Here is an 18,613-nt window from a genome sequence, read left to right on the forward strand (position 1 = left end):
CCGGGCACGCAATAATGAATCCAGCATAGACTATCTCTGCCATGGAGATATATAGCTCCGTGCGGGTTGTCTCCTGCGCTGGAGTAAACTCCGGAAGGCATGAATCAGGCAGGGAGGTGGACGTGACCGACGCTCCGGCGGCATCCCCTGCTCCCGCTCCTGCTCCTGGGCCGCAGGCCGGTCCGCCGCATCCTCTGGTACGGCTGCTCCAGGAGTTCACCCTTGAGGCCAACCGGTACGTCGACGCCGCGGGCGGCCGGAACGACATGCACCGCACCGACCTCAACGCGCTTGCCGTCATCATGCGGCACTCCGCCAAGGACCAGGTGGTCACCCCCGGGACGCTGCGGAAGGAACTCAACCTCAGCTCCCCCGCCACCACCGCGCTGATCGACCGGCTTTGCGGGTCGGGGCACCTGGTCCGCGAACGCCAAGGCCAGGACCGCCGGCAGGTCCAGCTCCGGATGACGGACAAGGCCTACCGTGACGGCAGCGCCATGTTCCTTCCGCTCGCCCGGCACATGGGCACGGCCATGGCCGGGTTCAGCGCCGAAGAGCTGGAGACCGTGACCCGGTTCATGAACTCGATGATCGATGCCACCATCCGCGCCGGCCAGGAAGCCTCCGGGAAAGCCCCGTAAAAGGGACGGGGGGAACGGTGCGTATTCCGTTTCCATTTGGCGCAGGTGGAGTAGCGTTTCCCTATGAGTACGCAGCAGCCAGACGATGTGTACACGCACGGCCACCACGAGTCGGTGGTCCGGGCCCATGCCTCCCGGACGGCGGAGAATTCCGCGGCGTTCGTGATCCCGCACCTCGCCCACGGGGTCTCGGTGCTGGATGTGGGCTGCGGACCGGGAAGCATCACCTGTGACTTCGCCGTGCTGGTGGCCCCCGGAACCGTCACCGGGCTGGACCGCTCCCCCGACGTGATTGCGCACGCCCGGGAGCTCGCCGCGGACCGGGGCGTGGAGAACGTCGAGTTCGTGGCCGGCAACATCTACGACCTTGACTTCGAGGACGACACCTTCGACGTCGTCCATGCGCACCAGGTACTGCAGCATCTGACCGATCCGGTGGAGGCGCTGCGCGAGATGCGGCGGGTGGCCAAGCCCGGCGGTATCGTGGCCGTCCGCGACGCCGATTTCCACGGCATGAGCTGGTATCCCCCCATCCCCGAACTCGATGAGTGGATGGACCTGTACCAGCGGATCGCCCGGCGGAACGGGGCCGAACCCGACGCCGGACGCCGCCTGGTGTCGTGGGCGCAGGCCGCCGGCTTCACCGACGTCGCACCGACAAGCAGCAACTGGCTCTACGCCACGGGGCAGCAGCGGCGCTGGCAGGCACGCGTGTGGGGCGAGCGGGTGCTGCACTCGGCCTTCGCTGATCAGGCACTCGAGTACGGCTTCGCGCAGGAGGCTGACCTGACGCGCATCTCGGCCGGCTGGCACCGCTGGGGTTCCACGGATGACGGCTGGTTCCTGATCCCGAACGGCGAGGTCATTGCGCGGGCCTAGGTTCGTGGCGCGCGCCGGAGGCCCAGCTTCCGGCGGACCGGGCTAGCCTTCCCGTGCGGGAAGCGTCACGCTCGCGGGCTCTCCCATTCCCATGCCGGCGGTGAACCCGACGACCCCGATTTCGACCGCACTGCCCCGGTGGACATCCGTCATGGACGCGGTCCGCTCGTTGCCCTCCACCATTCCGGCGGGAATGCCGTCCACGGTAAGGCCCCAGCGGTAGGGCTCCGTTCCGCTCGGCTCCCAGGAAATTTGGACGGTACTCACGTCTCCGGCGTCCGCAGTGACTACAACGGTGACGTTGAGGGGCGCCGCCGGCAGCCCGTCCCTGGGTCCCCGTCCGATGTGCACGGCAGCGGACGCCGTCGACGACCCTCCCCCGAAGAAGGTAATCCTGACTTCCGCAGTTCCTTCAAACACTTGATTGAACGTATGCGCCGCCACCGGAACCGGACCGACTTCGTCAATCACGCCGTCGCCGTCAAAGTCCCATTCGTAGCGCGCAGTGCTGACCCCCGTGGGTAAAGACGCGGAGACATCGAAGATGATCTCCTGGCCTGGCATGGCGTAATAGTCAGGGTGCCCGAACCTTGCCTCAGGGGGTGGTCCAGCGGGCTCAGAGTCCGTCCCGCGCCCTTTGTTCATGATGTCCGAAATGGGACCTTGGGTGGCGGTCGGACTTTGGGTGGCGCCCGGACCTTGGACCGGGCCGGATGAGGCCGCTGTGCTGGAAGGGGGCGCTGTGCCTTGCTCCGATGGGCGCTGTCCGGAATTCGAAACGGGCAGCGCGCAGGAGGCCGCCGCCATCAAGGCCGCCCCTGCGAAAATTGTTCCGACGATCCTGTTCATCGACTCCCCCAAGTCATGGACTGTTCCACCGCGAAGCAGCTTTGTGCCGCGCCCCGGCAAACCCGGGGGGTGCGGCTGACTGCATCGTAGCCCCGGCAGACGCGGTTGTCTGTAATGGCATCCATGGCCTGGAGCGGCAAAGGGCTCCGGCAGCAAGAAACCGCCCCGCGCCCGGGACTAAGCTTGATGGGTGCAATCCTCCCTGTGGCTGGCCCTCGCGGGCGCCGGCGTCCTCATCAGCTTCACTCCCGGCGCGGGCGCCATCAACACCATGAGCAACTCCCTGATTTCAGGGTTCCGGCGTTCCATCTGGGGAATCCTCGGCCAGCAGGCGGCCCTGATCGTCCATGTGGTGATCGTGGCGCTCGGCGTCGGCGTCCTGGTGGCGGGCTCGCCCGTCGCCTTCAACGTCATCCGCTACGCCGGCGCCGCCTACCTCGTCTATCTGGGCATCCGGCAGTTCCTGCACAAGCCGGACCTGGACCAGGAGAAGGCAGCCGCACTCCGGAACGAGCCCGCCTGGTCCATGTTCCGGCGGGGCCTGTGGGTCAACCTGCTCAACCCCAAGGCCATCGTGTTCTTCCTGGCGTTCATGCCACAGTTCATTAGGCCGGAACACCCGCTGTTGCCGCAGTACGCCGTCCTGACCGCCACCGTTGTGGCGATCGACATCCTGGTCATGTGGTTCTTCTTTGCCGCGGCGGCGAAGTCGTTCCAGCGCTTCACGCACAATGCCCGCGGACAGACCATCCTGAACAGGGTCTTCGGCATCCTGTTCGTCGCCGTGGGCATCCTGCTGGCCCTGATCCACTGAGGCGCCGGTCCACGGAGACCCCGTCCGCCGACGTCCAGGAGAAATGTTGTGAACAATAAGGCTACTTACTGGCCAAGGGGCAGCGGCATCCCCCATGCTTAGCAACATGTCCTCAACGTCGAGCCCCTACCGGATCATCGCGGTTTGCACCGGCAACATCTGCCGGTCCCCGATGGCAGAGCTGATACTGGCGGAAGCCTTCGACGCGGCGGGGCTGGCCGATGCCGTCGTCGTGGATTCCGCCGGAACCACCGCCTACGAGGCGGGACGGCCCATTGATGCCCGCGCCGCGCGGAAACTGACCGCCCACAACCTCACCTCGGACCGGCATGTGGCCCGGGAATGGCGGCCTGAGTGGTACACGGAACGCCACCTGATCCTGGCCCTGGACGTGGACCACTATGGCTGGCTCCGGGCGTCCGCCCCCGACAGTGAAACCAGGGCGAGAGTCCGCATGCTCCGCAGTTTCGATCCTGCGCTCGAGTCACAGGACCCACTCGACCAGGGCATCGAGGACCCCTGGTACGGGGACCACAGCGACTTCGAAAGCGTGTGGGACCAGATCCAGGCGGCCGTGCCCGGCATCCTCGAATTTGTCCGGTCGGCGATTGCAGATGAAGAAGCCCGGCTAAAACTTCAGAACAGCCAGCAGGTACGCTCTATTTCATGACCCCCGCACCTGTGATCATCGCCATTGACGGGCGGTCGGGCGCAGGCAAAACCACACTGGCCATTGAACTCGCGGCCCGGCTGCGGACCCACCGCAAGGTGGCGCTCTTCCACCTGGAGGACATCTACCCCGGCTGGAACGGACTCGCTGCCGGCGTTGAACGCTACGTCAGCACTGTGCTGGCACCCCTGCGGCGGGCAGAGCCGGCCACGTGGATCAGCTGGGACTGGGAAAAGCACTACGACGGCGATGCCCGGGTGACGCTGCCCGCGGAGATTGTGATCGTGGAAGGGGTGGGGGCCGCCGCCGCGGCGGCCCGGCCGATGCTGGACGCCGTCATCTGGGCCGACTCCCCGGAGGACGAACGCCGCGCCCGTGCCCTGGAGCGCGACGGCCAGACCTATGAGCCCTACTGGGACCAGTGGGCCGCCCAGGAAGCGGAACTCCTCGACTCGGACGATGTGCGCAGCCATGCGGACGTCCGGGTCCTCAACCGCGCCGATGACACCGCCCCCGCGGACGTCCTGCAGGCGCTCACTTACCTCCCGGGCCTCGCCACCGTGCTGGTTCCCGAGCTCTCCTCGCGCCGGGGCCTGCGGCTGCAGTCCGAGCGGATCGAGGCCCGCCCCGATGCCGCGGACCTGTTCGAATCGCTGTTCGGAACCTCCGCGAATGCCGTGTGGCTGGATTCCTCGCTGGTCCCGCCGGCGCCGCAGGGCAGGCACAGCGGACCGGACCGTGACGCTGCGGTGGCCGCGGAACGCAGCCGCTTCAGTATCCTGGCGGACGACGGGGGCACGTTCGGCCAGTCAGTTCGGCACCGTTCAGGGACCAACAGGATCACCGCAGGATGCGCCACCGCCGACGTGCCCGGGCCTTTCTTCCGCTGGCTGGAGACCGTCTGGGGGCGGAAGGCGGTCCGCGGCCCCGAGGGCTATTCGTGCGATTTCACGCTGGGCTGGCTGGGCTACCTGGGGTATGAGCTCAAGCGTGAGACCGGCGGCTCGGACGTCCCCGCCGACACTCCGGACGCTGCCCTGATCTTCGCCGGACGGGCGGTGGTCCTGGACCATGCCGAGGGCACGGCCTGGCTGCTGGCCCTCGACGCCCCTGATGCCGCCGACTGGCTTGCGAGCGCCCGGACTGCCGTGGCAACGGCGTCCGGCCACGGCACGGGCACGGCTCCCGGGACCGGCGCCAACCGTGCCCCCGAAGCCGGCGGCAGCCCCGCCGTCGTGCCTTTCCCTGCCCCGGAGTTCACCAGCCGCGATACCGAGGACAGCTACAAGCGCAAGATCGCCGACGCCCAGAAAGAGATCACCGACGGCAACTCGTACGAGGTCTGCCTCACCACGTCCCTCACCGCGGAGGTGCCCGCGGACGGGCTCGAGCCGTGGCCCACGTACCTGGCGCTGCGGACGAGGAACCCGGCGCCCTTCGCGAGCTACCTGCGGTTCAGCGGCCTCACGGTTGCCAGCACGTCCCCGGAGCGCTTCCTGCGGATAGCGTCCGACGGCGGCATGCGCGCCGAACCGATCAAGGGCACCCGGGGCCGGGCTGCCGATCCGGAGACGGACGCGGAGCTGCGGCACGACCTGGCGACCTCGCTGAAGGACCGGGCCGAAAACATCATGATTGTCGATCTGCTCCGGAACGATCTCAGCCACTTTGCCGAGCCCGGGTCCGTGACCGTCAGCCGGCTGTGCGAGATCGAGAGCTACGCCACCGTCCACCAGCTCGTGAGCACCATCGATGCCCAGCTCCTGCCCGGATCGCCGCGGGCCGAAGCCGTGGCCGCGTGTTTCCCCGCCGGCTCCATGACCGGGGCGCCGAAGATCAGCACCATGGCCATCCTGGACCGGCTCGAGGATGGGCCGCGGGGCGTCTATTCGGGGGCGATCGGCTACTTCTCGCTGAACGGCGCCACGGACCTGGCGGTCGCCATCCGGACGCTCGTGATCCAGACCGGCGACGAGAACCGCGCTGCGGGCGGGCCGACGGCGACCCTGAGCCTCGGCGTCGGCGGCGCCATCACGGCCGATTCAGTGCCCCAGGAGGAGTACGAGGAAATCCGCACCAAGGCCTTTGGCGTGCTGTCCGCCCTGGGCTCGGAATTCCCCGCGCGAACGGACACTTAAGGCCCCGCAGATCGCCGCCGAGGGGCCTTAAGTGTACGTTTGCGCTTGGCTGCGGTTACTGGACCGTGGCGGTGAGGCGGGCCACGTTGTCCACGTACCGCGCTGCGAGGGGCCGCCGCATCCAGTCCTCAAGGTCAAGCTCGTGCGAGATGTCGCGGTACGTGTCCTCCACTTCGCGCATGCTGTTCACCGTCTCCGTGCCGAGCAGCATCACCGACACCTCCATGTTCAATGAAAAGGAGCGCATGTCCATGTTGCTGGAGCCGAGGACGGCCACTTCGTCGTCGATGGTGAAGTGCTTGGCGTGCAGCACGAACGGAGCCTTGTAGAGGTAGATCCGCACCCCGGCCTCCAGCAGCGCCTGGTAGTAGGACTGCTGGGCGTGGTGGACCAGGAACTGGTCGCCCTTTTCGGAGACGAAGAGCTCGACATCGACACCCCGCTGCGCCGCGGTGGTGATTGCGTAGAGCAGCGAATCGTCGGGCACGAAGTACGGGCTGCAGATGGAGATCCGGTGCTGGGCGGAGTAGATGAGCGTGTTGAACAGCCGGAGGTTGTTCTCGGTGCTGAAACCGGGGCCGCTGGGAACCACCTGTGCCGTGACGTTGCCGGAGTCGGTCCCGTCCGGCAGCTCGAGCTGCGCCTCGAGCTGGGCCTCGAGCGATTCGTCTGTCTCGCTGAGCCAGTCGGTGGCGAAAACCACGTTGAGGGTGGGCACGATGGGGCCGCGCAGCCGGGCCATCAGCTCCACCCATTCACGCCCCACCTTCCGGTGCTTGGGGTTGTTGTAGGACGGCTCGATGAGGTTCTGCGACCCGGTGAACGCCACCTCGCCGTCAATCACCATGATCTTGCGGTGGTTCCGGAGGTCCGGCCGGCGCCACTGGCCGTGGATGGGCAGCAGCGGGAGCATCCGCCGCCACTGGATCCGGCTGGCTTTGAGGCGTTTGAGGAGCCTGTTGTAACCCTTAATCCGGAGGGTTCCGATGTGGTCGAACAGCACGCGGACTTCCACGCCGCGGTCGGCAGCGTCTTCCAGCGCCGTGAACAGCTCGTCCGTCACGTGGTCCGTGCTCATGATGTAAAACTCGGCGTTGATGAACCGCTTGGCTTTCCGGATGTCCTCGGTCATCGCCCGGATGGAGTCAGGGTAGCCCGGGATGAGTTCCACGGAGTTGCCGTCCACCATCGGGATCGAACCCAGGCGCCGGTTGAGTTCGGCGGCGGATTTGACCCATTCGGGGCCGGGATAGTCGCTTCCGACGTCGGACAGCAGAGAGGTGCGGGCCCGCACCCTTTCGCTGACCAGCTGCTGCTGCTCCACGCGCCGCCGGGACAGCCGGAAGTTGCCGAACAGCAGGAAAAGGATCAGGCCGACGGCGGGCACAAAGAAGATGCCCAGGAGCCACGCCATGGCGGTGGTGGGCCGGCGGTTGCCGGGGATGATGCCCAAGGCGAGCACCCTGATGATGAAGTCCGCGGCGCTGAAAACGAAAACCAGCCACGCGGGCAGGGTTCCGGCGAGCGGAAATGGCCACAACACTGGTGAACCCCCATTGTTTCTTACCCTCGGAGCCATTCCGGAAGGGACGGTCCAGCACAGCCTATCGGGGACTGGCCGCACTAAGCTTGAGGCATGACTTCTCCTGCCTCCGCCACCGTGCTGGTATTCCTCGACCCGGACTATGAGTACGGCCGGATTGCCGATCCCACCCAGCCGCAGCTGATGGCCACCGACCTGGGTGCCACCCGCGGTGACGGCGTATTCGAGTCCATGCTCGCCGTGGCCGGCCGGACCCGCAAAGTTCAGGCGCATCTGGACCGGCTGGCCGGCTCTGCACACGCACTGGACCTCGACATCCCGGACCAGGATGCCTGGCGACGCGCCATCGACACCGGTGTCGCGGCGTTCCGTTCGGATAACCCGGCTGCCTCACCCGACGAGGACGAGGCCGTGGTCAAGCTCCTGGTGACGAGGGGCGTCGAGGGCGCCGCGGCGCCCACCTGCTGGGTCCAGGTGTCCCCGGTCGGGGCGACCGGCCGTCGTCAGCGCGAAGCGGGCATCGACGTCATCCTGCTGGACCGCGGCTACGACAGTGACGCCGCCGAGCGCGCCCCCTGGCTTCTGCTTGGCGCCAAGACGCTTTCCTATGCCGTCAACATGGCTGCCCTGCGCCACGCCCACAAACAAGGCGCCGACGACGTCATCTTCACCTCTTCCGACGGCCGCGTGCTGGAGGGGCCGACGTCGACCGTCCTGCTGGCACAGGTCGAAGAGTCCGACGACGGCGAAACCGTCAAGCGGCTCATCACGCCCCAGCTGGACAGCGGCATCCTTGCGGGCACCTCCCAGGGTGCGCTGTTCGCCGCTGCGAAGGCGGCCGGCTGGGAGCTGGGCTACGGTCCGCTGGAACCCCAGGACCTGTTCGACGCCGACGCCGTGTGGCTGATTTCCAGCATCCGGCTGCTCGCACCGGTGAACCACATCGACGGCAAAGAGATCGGCACGCCTGCCCTGAAGAAGCAGCTCACGGCCGAGCTGGCGGAGCTCTTCGCCTGGGTCGAGTAAGACATTTGCCGCGTGCCATCCGGAGCGGTGCGGGTGACGAATAACCGGCATGAGCAAGACGGAAAAGAAGAACCTGCGGTACTGCGACTACTACTGCTTCATGTCACTGGCCGATTTCACAGCGTGGGTGCAGGATGACAGCGGCACCGAACCGGACATGTCCTACAGATGAGCCAGCCCGTGCGGCGCGGTTCCGGACGCGCTTCCGGACCCGAAAAAACTGGCACGTGAAATGTGGGTTCCGCAAAAAACAGACAACTCAGAGGCAGTCGTTGTACTCTTCTAGAACGGTCTGACCGGCTCATCCCGAGGGGATGGGCAGGGCAGCCGCGGGTTCCGGGCTCAGCCGGGACCAGTAGCCATAAAGGAATAGCCGATGTCCAGGGATGAATCCTCCCTTCCTGCACTGACAAACTCACTACCCGAGGGCTTGGGGGCCCAGGCAGCGACGCCAGGGGACGTGGGTGAAATAACTGTGCGCTGGCAAGCCCAGGAAATTATCGATGTGCTGCTGGCGGAGTCCGATCCGGACAGCCATAGGACCCGGATGCGGCTCCGCGATCTGGTCGCGGCGCATCCAGACCATCCTGAGCTCGCACTCCTTGAGCACCTGAAAGTGACCACGGCACTCACCAATAACGAAGGCGGGGCAGTCACCGTCGAGCCTTCCCGCGCCGCGGAGGTGCCCGCACCGGTTCCCTTCACGAGGCGCAGCAGGAACAAGATCGAAGCTGTCCTCGGTGACAAGATGCTGATGACGGCCTTCCAGCCCGTCCGGCAGCTTCCGGATGGGCAGGTCATCGGTGTCGAGGCCCTCACACGCTTCGTGAGCGACGACGGCGCCAGCGCCGACCACTGGTTTAACGAGGCGGAAGCGGTGGGCCTGGGTGCCGACCTCGAGATCGCCGCCCTCCTCAGGGCACTCACGGCGGCGCATTCCGTGCCCGAGCCACTGTTCATTGCCTTGAACCTCACGCCCGCCACCTGCCTGGATCCGCGCATTCACGGGCTGCTGGAGCACTCCCAGCTGCCGATGGACCGGATCATCATCGAGCTCACCGGCCAGGTGGCCTCTGACCAGTATCCGTCGCTGAGCGCGGCCCTGGCGCCGCTCCGCAGCCGGGGGCTCCGCCTTGCCGTCGACGGCGCCGGCGCCGGTTTCACGTCGATGGACCAGATTCTCGAGCTGAGCCCCGACATCATTAAGTTGGACCGCCGCTTCATCGAAAACATCGAGCACTCCGAAGGGCAACGGCTTCGGGGCGCTGCCATGGCGGAGCTCGCACACTACATCGGTGCGGAACTCACGGCGGAAGGCATTGAAACCGTCGCGGAACTGAGCGCGGTGACGGAGCTGGGGATGACTGCGGCCCAGGGGTACCTCTTGGGCCGGCCGTCGGTGCATCCGCTGGATTGGAACTCCTGGATCCGTTCCGAAAGCGAAACCGCGGTAGGCGGCTCTGCTTCCTGACCGGCGAAAGGCTTCTACGGCAAGGCAGTGGACCTAGTCCTCCGCCAGGTCCGTGGCCAGGCGGATGTGGTTGTCCGCCAGCCATTCGGGGTTGAAGGCCTTGCTCAGGTAGTTGCGTCCGGTGTCCGGCGCAATGGCCACCACCACCGAGCCGTGCGGGGCGGCCCGTGCCACGCGCAGGGCTGCCGCCACGGTCAGCCCTGAGGACGGGCCAAGGGAGAGCCCCTCCTCGTTGAGCAGCCGGTGGGCTGTGGTGTACACCTCGTCATTCGGGATGCGTAGGAAACGGTCCAGCAAGCCGGGGTCAAAGACCTTCGGCCAGTCCGGCTTGGGCCAGGAGTTGCCCACGCCGTCCACCAGGATCTGGCCCGGATGCCCTCCGCTGTAGACCGAGCCGTAGGGATCGGCGCCGATCACCTCAACATGGCCGGCTGACTTTTCCTTGAAGTACCGCCCGTTGCCGGTGATGGTCCCGCCGGTGCCGACGCCGGCGACGAAGTGCGTGATCCTCCCCGCCGTCTGCTCCCAGATTTCCGGCGCCGTCCCCTCGTAGTGGGCCTTCGGGTTGGCCGGATTGTCGAACTGGAGGGGCCGCCACGCGCCGGGAATTTCCCGCGTGATGCGCGCGGCCACCGCCCTCGCATTCGCCGGGGAGTCCGAGGGTGCGCTCCAGTCCGTGAAGACCACCTTCGCCCCGTAGCGCTGCAGCGCCTCCAGTTTTTCCGAGGAAATGGAATCACCGGTTACCACCACCACGGGGTGCCCGGTCAGCGCCCCGATCAGTGCCAGCCCGATCCCCGTGTTCCCGGAGGTGCTCTCCACGATCGTGCCGCCGGGCTGCAGCTCCCCGCTGCGTTCGGCCGCGCGCACCATGCTCAGCGCCGTGCGGTCCTTAATGGAGCCACCGGGATTTTCCGATTCCAGTTTGGCGAAAACCGTGCTGCCCAGGCCCCGGCTCAGCGCGCCCAGCGGAACGAGTGGCGTGTTTCCGACGCGGGCCAGCACAGCACCGGCGTCGGCCCCGGGATCCACGGCGGCCGCCGCGTGCCGCGGCCCGGGCCCGCCTGTCACAGTGCTCATGCTTCGCCTCCTGTATCGTCCGTGTCCGCCTGCGGCTGGCGGAGTTCCGGCAGGCTGGCCAGCAGCTCCCGCAGTGCGTCGCGTCCCCGCTCCACCAGCGCCGGAGCCGGCAACTGTTGGGACAACAGCCGGGAAAGACGGCCGACGACGGCGCCGGCCCCCTTGCCGAGCGGCCGCGCCTGCGCCGCGGACCCGCTTCCGCCGGTCTCCGCAGCCTGCGCTTCCGCCAGCAGGTACGCGGCCGTCAGGGCCTCAACGGTGAGCAGCTTCCCGGCAGCTTCCACCGAGCGCTGCAGCTGCTGGAGTGCGAGCGGTGCCAGCGTCGAGTGGTCCTCCACATCGGCAGAGAGCGTGGGCGCCCCCAAGGTTGCCGGCGCCGCGAGGAATTTCAGTTCAGCCAGCAGGCCCGCGGCCGAATACCAAAGGAGGCCCGGCAGCTCCTCGGTTGCCAGCGGCGTGCCGCTTCGGGCCGCCTCCAGGTTCAGCTGCCGGATGAGCCGCTGCGGCGGGTAGAGCTTGGCGATGCGCCGCTCGCTGCTGATGCCTACGTGGGCGAGCCCCAGCCGCAGTGCCTCGAAGGCGAGGGCCAGCTGCATCGGCTGGAAGTTGCCTCCGGACACCATCCGGCCGGAGGACAGCTCCGTCAGCGGGTTGTCGCCGCGGCCGTTCAGCTCCACGTCGAGGGCCCCGGCCAGGGCCGTGACCTGGGCACGGAACGCGCCGTGCGTCTGCGGTGCGGCGCGGAAGGACAGGGCGTCCTGCACCGACACCTCACGCCGCGGGTCCTCCAGCCAGCCGCCGCGCACCAGCCGCCGGACGTTCGCGGCCGAGATCCGCTGGCCGTCCACCGCCTTGGCCGCCTGCACTGCCGGCGAAAACGGGCTGAGGTTCCCGCCGCCGTCGTACCGCCCGGTGGCCTCCAGTGACAGGGCGAGTGCGGTGTCCGCGAGGTCGGCCAGTTCGAGCAGCCGGCCAAGCGCCAGGGTGCCGGCGCCGATCGAGTAGGAGTTGGCGCTGACCAGCGCCAGGGCTTCGCCCGCGGCAAGCACCAGCGGTTCGAGGCCTGCCCCGGCGAGCGCCGCGGCGCCGGAAATGATGCTTCCGTCGGGCGCCAGGGCCTGTCCTTCACCGATGGCGACGGCGGCCACCGCGGCCAGCTGGGTCAGGTCTGAGGAGCCGACGGAACCGTCGCGGGGAACAGCGGGGACCACTCCCCGGTTGAGCAATTCCGCATAGAACCGCGCTGTTTCCGGGCGGACCCCGGAGCCGCCGCGGGTGAAGCCGATCAGCCTCGCGAGGATCACGGCGCGGACTTCCTCCGGAGCGAGCAGGGGGCCGATACCGCTGTGGTGGTAGCGGACCACCTGCACCTGGTAGTCAAGGATGGATTCTTCCACCACGGCTGTGTCCCGGCCCGAGCCCAGCAGGGTGTTCAGCCCGTAGACCCTGTGGCCGGAGTCGATGGCGGCCTGGACCACTTCACGGGAGAGGCCCATCAGCTCCATCGCATCAGCGCTCAGGACGACTTCGACCCCCGGGTCGGAGGCCACCTTCGCCACGTCGGCGGCCACGAGATGTGCCGTGCCGATCAGGAAGCTGGCACTTTTGGCTTCCCGCAGCAGGTCGTCAGACGCCCGTGTCCCGGCCATGGCACTAGAAGTCCAGCAGGTTCCGGCGGAAGCCGCCGTCGCCGTAGCTTGTCCGCAGCAGTCCGCGACGGCGGAGCACCGGAGCCAGCTTGTCCAGCACACCGTGCACGGTGGCCGGGTCCACGAAGCCGGAAAAGAGGAAGCCGTCCCCGCCCACCGCGGCGCCTGTTTCCTCCAGGTGGTCCGCGATTTCCTCGGCCGTGCCGATGATGCTGTCCCCGGCACCGCCGCTGCGGGCCCGCAGGATCTCGCGCAGGGTCGAGCCCGGCGGCGCCGCCTTCGAGAAGTGTTCCAGCGTGCCCTGGTTGCTGTTGGTGGTGAGCTCCGGCAGCGGCTCGTCCAGGTCGAACTGCTTGAAGTCGATGACGGACAGGTATGAGATCGAATTGAGCTGGCTGTCGATGTCCCGCTGCGTCAGTTCCTTCCGCGCGGCCCGCAGTTCCTCCGCTTCGGTCTTTGAACCGACCACGGTGGGCTTGAGCACGAACAGCACCTTGACGTCGTCGGGGTTCCGGCCCGCCTTGGCGGCCTCGGCCCGGATCGAGTCGCGGTAGGCCTTCATACCGTCCGAGCCGCGGGCCAGCGCGATCGCGACGTCCGCGTTCCCTCCCGCAAACGCCTTGCCGCGCGGGGACGCCCCGGCCTGCACCAGCACGGGCTCCTCCGGCAGCGGAGCGGTGTTCAGCGGGCCGCGGACCCGGAAGAACTCGCCGCTGTGCCGGATGGGCCGCACCTTGGTGTGGTCGGCGAACACGCCGGCCCGGGCATCCTCCACAATGGCGTCCTGGTCCCAGCTGCGCCAGAGCTTCCGCACCACGTCCACAAATTCCTCCGCCTTCTCGTACCGGAGGTCGTGCTCGATCTGCTGGTCCAGCCCGTAGTTCTGCGCGGCAAGGTCACTGCCGGAGGTCACCACGTTCCAGCCGAGCTGGCCGTTGGAGAAGTGCTGCAGCGTGGCCAGCAGCCGGGCCGCCGTGAACGGCGGATAGAAGGAGGCACTGACCGTGGGGACAATTCCCAGGTGCTCCGTGGCGGAGAGCAGGTACGGGACGAGGGCCAGCGGATCGTGCTTGGGTGCGAAGGAGGCCTGCGCGAGGCTCACCTCCGCGCTGCCGCCGTACGTGTCCGGGACCGTGAGCGAGTCCTCGATGATGAACAGGTCCAGTCCCGCCCGCTCGAACTCGCGCACGGCATGCTGGTACAGCTCGGGTTTCTTCCAGTCGTACCCGATCCCGTAACCGGGCGTCCCCCAGCCCTGGACTCCGAACCCATGGCCCACAAACCATCCAAAGTGCAGCATGGGACCGACTCTATTGGCACTCGACTCGTTCACTGTTGCCTGGTTTCATCCGGCGTTACGGCGGTTCATCTCCCGTCATTATGCACCCGGGCCGGATCTTTGTAACCGAAGCTGCGAGCCTCCAGCGTTACGGAACATGACGACGGCGGCGGTGCGCGCCGGCGTCGTCGGTGTTACGTTTTTGAGGAGTAATGAGAATCGGCGCCAAGCCCTGACTGGCCGGTCGGCAACCCTCCCTCGCGGCGGGGTGCCTCAGGTGAATACTCGGCATATCGACCACTTCGAGCTGCAAGCGTGAGAGAAGGAGATCCGTCATGACGGACGCGCCCCCCGGCGTTACCCTGCCGACCCCGCAGGATAAACCTGAGGAGAAACTGGCCTACCGCCTGATCACGGGACCCGACAACCGTTCCTTCTGTGAACGCATCTCGGACGCACTGGCCGAAGGGTATGTGCTGCACGGCAGCCCCGCGGCCGCATTCAACGGCAGAGACGTGATCGTGGCGCAGGCCGTGATCCTCCCCCTCGCCGTCGCCACCGCTGATGCCGCCGTGGCCACCGCCGTGGACCGGCTGGACTCGGACGAAAACCTCGACGCTGAAGCATTCGAGGGGCACGCGTGAGCTACGCCGGAGACCTCACCCCGCAGGAAGCATGGGCCAAGCTGGAGGACGGCGCCATCCTGGTGGACGTCCGCACCGAGGGCGAATGGGCGCATATCGGCATGCCCAACACGGCTGCTACAGAGAACGACCCGCTGTTCATTCAGTGGACCTTCCCCGGCGGCATCCCCAACCCCGAATTCATCGACCAGCTCAAGCTGCAGGCGCCGGAGGAAGACGGCACCGAGCTGGTATTCCTGTGCCGCTCCGGGCAGCGGTCCATTGCCGCCGCCATTGCAGCGACCCGCGCCGGCTTCACCTCGTACAACGTGCTCGAAGGCTTCGAGGGCGAACCCGACCGGTACGGTGAGCGCACCGTCAACGGCTGGAAGAACCGCGGGCTGCCAACAAACCTGGGAAAGAACTAAGTGACCTTCAATCAAGATGCCGCCGGCTGGAGCCCCGAGACCCAGGCCGTCCGCGGCGGGCTGGACCGCACCAATTTCCAGGAAACCACGGAGCCGATCTTCCTGAACTCCGGCTTCGTCTACGAGTCCGCGGCCGCCGCCGAGCGCGCCTTCACCGGCGAGGACGAACGCTTCGTCTACTCCCGCTACGGCAACCCGTCCGTGGCCACCTTCCAGGAGCGCCTCCGCCTGCTCGAAGGCACGGAAGCATGCTTTGCCGCGGCGTCCGGCATGTCCGCGGTGTTCACCGCCCTGGGTGCCCTGCTGGCCGCCGGGGACCGCGTGGTGGCCGCCCGCTCGCTCTTCGGCTCCTGCTTCGTGATCCTCAACGAAATCCTGCCGCGCTGGGGCGTGGAGACGGTGTTCGTGGACGGACCTGACCTGGAGCAGTGGAAGGCGGCACTCTCGGTGCCCACCACCGCCGTCTTCTTCGAGTCGCCGTCCAACCCGATGCAGGAAATCGTGGACATCGCGGCGGTCAGCGAACTGGCCCACGCGGCCGGTGCGACCGTCGTCGTCGACAACGTGTTCGCCACTCCCCTGCTGCAGCGCTGCGGCGACCTCGGCGCCGACGTGATCGTCTATTCGGGGACCAAGCACATCGACGGCCAGGGCCGCGTGCTGGGCGGCGCCATTCTGGGCACCAAGGAATTCATCGACGGACCGGTCAAGCAGCTGATGCGCCATACCGGGCCCAACCTGTCGGCATTCAACGCCTGGGTCCTCACCAAGGGGCTCGAAACCATGGCGCTGCGGGTGAACCACTCATCGGCCACCGCGCTGCGCCTCGCCGAATGGCTGGAGGGCCAGCCGGCCATCAGCTGGGTCAAATACCCGCTGCTGAAATCCCACCCGCAGTACGAGCTTGCCGCCAAGCAGATGAAGGCCGGGGGCACCGTGCTCACGCTGGAACTCGCGACGACGGCCGGCCAGTCGGCCAAGGAGGCCGCCTTTGCGCTGCTGGACGCCCTGAAGATCATTGACATCTCCAACAACCTGGGAGATGCCAAGTCCCTCATCACCCACCCGGCCACCACTACCCACCGCGCCATGGGCCCGGAGGGCCGCGCCGCCATCGGGCTCAGCGACGGCGTGGTGCGCCTGTCCGTCGGCCTGGAGGATCCGGAGGACCTGATCGGAGACCTTGAGCAGGCGCTCAAGCAGATCTGAGTCCCTCGAGTTGACCGGGCGCCCTGCCGGGCGGCCGGTCAGCCTGCCGGGCGGCCGGTCAGCCTGCCGGGCGGCCGGTCAGCCTGCCGGGCGGCCGGTCAGCCTGCCGGCCTGAGGGCGGTCCGCCAGGCTGCGGCCGCCTTGGCGGCGCTGAACGTCCAGGTGGCGGTGCCGGCGGCGCCGGCGGTGGCCTGCGGCTGGTCTGCCTGCTGGGCGATCTGGCCGTTGGCCGCCTCCCACCGCTCGGTCCATCCCGTCGGCGCCGTGGCCCCCGGGATTGCGGTGTCGAAGCCGACGCCGCCAATCAGCCGGGCGCCGTTCCTGGTGGTCGTGACGCTGGGGACCGTGATGCTCGTGGCCGTGTACGTCGCGTTGACCGCTGTGGTGACCGCGCTGTCCAGAGGCGTCGTATTGCTGACCCCGTCGTAGGCGGTGATCCCGCCGCCCCACTTCACAGCCTTGCTCAACGTCCAGGTGTAACTGGCAGGATCGCCGGAACCGACCACGCGGTAGTAGGCGAACACCCTGGCCCCGGTCGTGGTGGTGCTGTTGATGCTCAGCCCGTTGACGATGGCGGTCCAGCCGGTCGGGACAGCGACCGTGGGGTTCAGGTCAGTGGTAAAGGACGCGACCAGGACGTCCCCGGCCGTGCGGCCGGTGGGTGCGGGCAGTGAGACCGTGCTGGTGGCCGTTGCGGCATTTGCCGTGCTTGAGCTGCGGGCGGAGATCCCCGGGCTGGTGCCTCCGGACGGGTTGACCGTGATCGTCCTGGTTGTGGACGACGAGCCCTCCGCGTTCGTGGCCGTCAGCCGTGCCGAGTAGGTGCCGGCCGCGCTGTACGTATGTGACGGGTTCCGGCTGGTTGAGGTGGAGCCGTCACCGAAATTCCAGTCCCATGACGTCGGCGACCCCGTGGATGTATCGGTGAAGTCCACCGTCAGCGGTGCCGTGCCCGAGGTCGGAGTGGCGATGAAGGATGCCGTCGGCGCCGTGGGACCGGGAGGGTTTCCCGAGCCGAGGCTGCGGTCGGAGAACCAGTAGCGCTTGGTGACATTGTTGCTGGCCATGACGACGATCCCGGTGGCGGCATTCACACTCTGCTTGGTGCTGGTGACGTCGTTCATGTTGGCCGAATTCGCGTCCTGGATTACCGGTGTTCCGCGGCCGCTGCCGAATATCGGGTTGTCCATCGAGGCAGTCTTTTCATAGATGCTGCCGGCAACGCCGGAGAACGGGCAGCCGCTGACCGACGTCGACGGCGCAGTGTGGAACGCGCGGACCCGGTTGTTCTCGGTATCGAGCACGATCTGCGGACGAGACACGCAATCCCCGGTTCTGGCGATCGTGGTTTGGCTGAAGGAACCAGTGGCGGGCTTGAACACCACCAGCACCAGCTGGGCCAGGTTGGGGTCGCTCGAACCGTCGTTGAGGCTGGTTTTCACCGCGGCGAACACCCGGCCGGACGGGTCGGCCTGCAGCGTCTTGATGTTCAGGTGGTCATCGACCTGCTTGTTGCCCTTGATGGCTTCCCTGACCTTCCACGATGACGCCGTCCTCGCACTTTCGTCGTCGTCGTGGGTGGCCCACCACGCGGTTCCGGTGGCCTGGTCGGTCCACATGATCCCTATTTCGTCACCTTCGAAGGCGACGATGGCGGACAGGTCATCGGGGGTCGGGTGTGGATCCTCAGCCCCCGGCACCACGAACGGCGCTCCCCAGCTCGTCCCGCCGGGCGCGGAGTTGTTGACAAAGACGGTGCTCGTGCCGCCGGACACCTGGGTCCAGCTGGCCCAGACTGCGCCGGTGGAGTCCTTGGCAATGGTCAGGGACTCGCTGCTGTTGTTCGAGATCGTGGTGGGAAAGCCGCTGCTGCGGGTGTAGGTCCCGTTTGAGTAGCTGTACCTGTAGAGGCGTGCCGGCTGTCCGGCCGCTGAGGCACCGGAGGTGACCACGTTCGAGGCGATGTACAGGTGGGTGCCGTCCCACAAGGTGTCGGAGGACGTGCTGGCCCGGCTGTCGCTGCGCACTCCGGTGTCCACCCACGTGTCGGTGCCCCGGTCCAGCCGGTAAATACTCCACCCGCTCCCGGTTTTCCACATGTTCGCCCACCAGGACCCGTCGTTCCACCACAGCTTGCTCTGCGGTTTATCCGCCGTCGGCGGGTTGCTCACACCGGAATACGCGATGCTGGGAGTGCCGACCGTGGCCGCCTGGGCCGGGCCGGCGGCACCCACCAGGCCCCCCGCAGCCACGATGGACAGGGCGAGCAAATGGCTGAGCCAGCGGAGCGGTTTTTTCATCTTCAGCGCCGTTT

Annotated in this window: 17 protein-coding genes and 1 riboswitch; of the genes, 11 read left to right on the plus strand and 6 right to left on the minus strand. The window is 67.4% G+C overall.

Features of this window, described 5'->3' with window-relative positions; genetic code table 11:
• Positions 1-122 precede the first annotated feature (122 nt).
• A complete protein-coding gene (locus tag JYA52_RS08050; RefSeq protein WP_307869336.1) occupies positions 123-641 on the plus strand; it encodes a MarR family winged helix-turn-helix transcriptional regulator in 519 nt (172 codons plus the stop codon).
• A gap of 63 nt (positions 642-704) precedes the next feature.
• Positions 705-1,520 (plus strand): class I SAM-dependent methyltransferase, encoded by an 816-nt coding sequence (locus JYA52_RS08055; RefSeq protein WP_205652686.1) that lies wholly within the window; start codon positions 705-707, stop codon positions 1,518-1,520.
• Positions 1,521-1,562: 42 nt separating this feature from the next.
• Here the strand turns inward: JYA52_RS08055 and JYA52_RS08060 are convergent, their stop codons facing one another.
• Entirely contained in the window at positions 1,563-2,084 is a 522-nt protein-coding gene (locus JYA52_RS08060) for a PKD domain-containing protein (RefSeq protein ID WP_205652687.1), read from the minus strand.
• Positions 2,085-2,559: 475 nt separating this feature from the next.
• Between JYA52_RS08060 and JYA52_RS08065 the strand changes: the two genes are divergently transcribed.
• From JYA52_RS08065 to JYA52_RS08075, 3 genes are all read left to right on the plus strand, one after another.
• Positions 2,560-3,183 carry a LysE family transporter gene (locus tag JYA52_RS08065; RefSeq protein WP_205652688.1) on the plus strand — a complete coding sequence of 208 codons (624 nt, stop codon included), beginning with the start codon at positions 2,560-2,562 and terminating at the stop codon, positions 3,181-3,183.
• Positions 3,184-3,289: 106 nt separating this feature from the next.
• On the plus strand, positions 3,290-3,853 hold the full coding sequence (locus JYA52_RS08070; protein ID WP_205652740.1) for a low molecular weight protein-tyrosine-phosphatase: 564 nt from the start codon (positions 3,290-3,292) through the stop codon (positions 3,851-3,853).
• On the plus strand, positions 3,850-5,991 hold the full coding sequence (locus JYA52_RS08075; RefSeq protein WP_205652689.1) for a chorismate-binding protein: 2,142 nt from the start codon (positions 3,850-3,852) through the stop codon (positions 5,989-5,991). Before JYA52_RS08070 ends, JYA52_RS08075 begins: the two co-directional genes overlap by 4 nt.
• A gap of 55 nt (positions 5,992-6,046) precedes the next feature.
• Here the strand turns inward: JYA52_RS08075 and cls are convergent, their stop codons facing one another.
• Entirely contained in the window at positions 6,047-7,534 is a 1,488-nt protein-coding gene (cls, locus tag JYA52_RS08080) for a cardiolipin synthase (RefSeq protein WP_307869337.1), read from the minus strand.
• 93 nt (positions 7,535-7,627) lie between these two features.
• On the opposite strand from cls, the gene JYA52_RS08085 reads away from it, so the two are divergent.
• The 3 genes from JYA52_RS08085 to JYA52_RS08090 all read left to right on the plus strand — a co-directional run bounded on the left by JYA52_RS08085 (position 7,628) and on the right by JYA52_RS08090 (position 10,031).
• On the plus strand, positions 7,628-8,560 hold the full coding sequence (locus tag JYA52_RS08085; protein WP_205652691.1) for an aminodeoxychorismate lyase: 933 nt from the start codon (positions 7,628-7,630) through the stop codon (positions 8,558-8,560).
• Positions 8,561-8,609: 49 nt separating this feature from the next.
• Positions 8,610-8,732, plus strand: a complete 123-nt coding sequence (locus JYA52_RS22780) for a hypothetical protein (RefSeq protein ID WP_276208551.1) — start codon at positions 8,610-8,612, stop codon at positions 8,730-8,732.
• Positions 8,733-9,020: 288 nt separating this feature from the next.
• The gene (locus tag JYA52_RS08090; protein ID WP_307869338.1) at positions 9,021-10,031 is read left to right on the plus strand and encodes an EAL domain-containing protein; all 1,011 of its coding nucleotides are present in this window, start codon (positions 9,021-9,023) and stop codon (positions 10,029-10,031) included.
• 33 nt (positions 10,032-10,064) lie between these two features.
• On the opposite strand, the gene JYA52_RS08095 is transcribed toward JYA52_RS08090, so the two are convergent.
• The 3 genes from JYA52_RS08095 to JYA52_RS08105 are packed head-to-tail and all read right to left on the minus strand — an operon-like array spanning position 10,065 to position 14,060.
• Entirely contained in the window at positions 10,065-11,111 is a 1,047-nt protein-coding gene (locus JYA52_RS08095; RefSeq protein WP_205652693.1) for a PLP-dependent cysteine synthase family protein, read from the minus strand.
• Positions 11,108-12,760, minus strand: a complete 1,653-nt coding sequence (locus tag JYA52_RS08100) for an aromatic amino acid ammonia-lyase (RefSeq protein WP_205652694.1) — start codon at positions 12,758-12,760, stop codon at positions 11,108-11,110. The genes JYA52_RS08095 and JYA52_RS08100 overlap by 4 nt, the downstream gene beginning before the upstream one ends.
• 4 nt (positions 12,761-12,764) lie before the next feature.
• The gene (locus JYA52_RS08105) at positions 12,765-14,060 is read right to left on the minus strand and encodes an NtaA/DmoA family FMN-dependent monooxygenase (RefSeq protein WP_240460094.1); all 1,296 of its coding nucleotides are present in this window, start codon (positions 14,058-14,060) and stop codon (positions 12,765-12,767) included.
• Between the two features lie 187 nt (positions 14,061-14,247).
• Positions 14,248-14,361, plus strand: a riboswitch (SAM riboswitch).
• 13 nt (positions 14,362-14,374) lie between these two features.
• Here JYA52_RS08105 and JYA52_RS08110 point away from each other — a divergent pair.
• Genes JYA52_RS08110 through JYA52_RS08120 form a run of 3 tightly spaced genes read left to right on the plus strand, consistent with a single transcriptional unit; the run spans position 14,375 to position 16,299 of the window.
• Entirely contained in the window at positions 14,375-14,683 is a 309-nt protein-coding gene (locus JYA52_RS08110; RefSeq protein ID WP_205652696.1) for a DUF1737 domain-containing protein, read from the plus strand.
• Positions 14,680-15,090 (plus strand): rhodanese-like domain-containing protein, encoded by a 411-nt coding sequence (locus JYA52_RS08115; protein ID WP_205652697.1) that lies wholly within the window; start codon positions 14,680-14,682, stop codon positions 15,088-15,090. The genes JYA52_RS08110 and JYA52_RS08115 overlap by 4 nt, the downstream gene beginning before the upstream one ends.
• Positions 15,091-16,299: an O-succinylhomoserine sulfhydrylase gene (locus JYA52_RS08120; RefSeq protein WP_205652698.1), complete on the plus strand. Its 1,209-nt coding sequence runs from the start codon at positions 15,091-15,093 to the stop codon at positions 16,297-16,299. It abuts the gene before it with no gap.
• 98 nt (positions 16,300-16,397) lie between these two features.
• On the opposite strand, the gene JYA52_RS08125 is transcribed toward JYA52_RS08120, so the two are convergent.
• Positions 16,398-18,599 carry a PKD domain-containing protein gene (locus JYA52_RS08125; RefSeq protein ID WP_205652699.1) on the minus strand — a complete coding sequence of 734 codons (2,202 nt, stop codon included), beginning with the start codon at positions 18,597-18,599 and terminating at the stop codon, positions 16,398-16,400.
• Positions 18,600-18,613 lie beyond the last annotated feature (14 nt).

This window comes from Arthrobacter pascens, assembly GCF_017052465.1.
Taxonomy (GTDB): domain Bacteria; phylum Actinomycetota; class Actinomycetes; order Actinomycetales; family Micrococcaceae; genus Arthrobacter; species Arthrobacter pascens.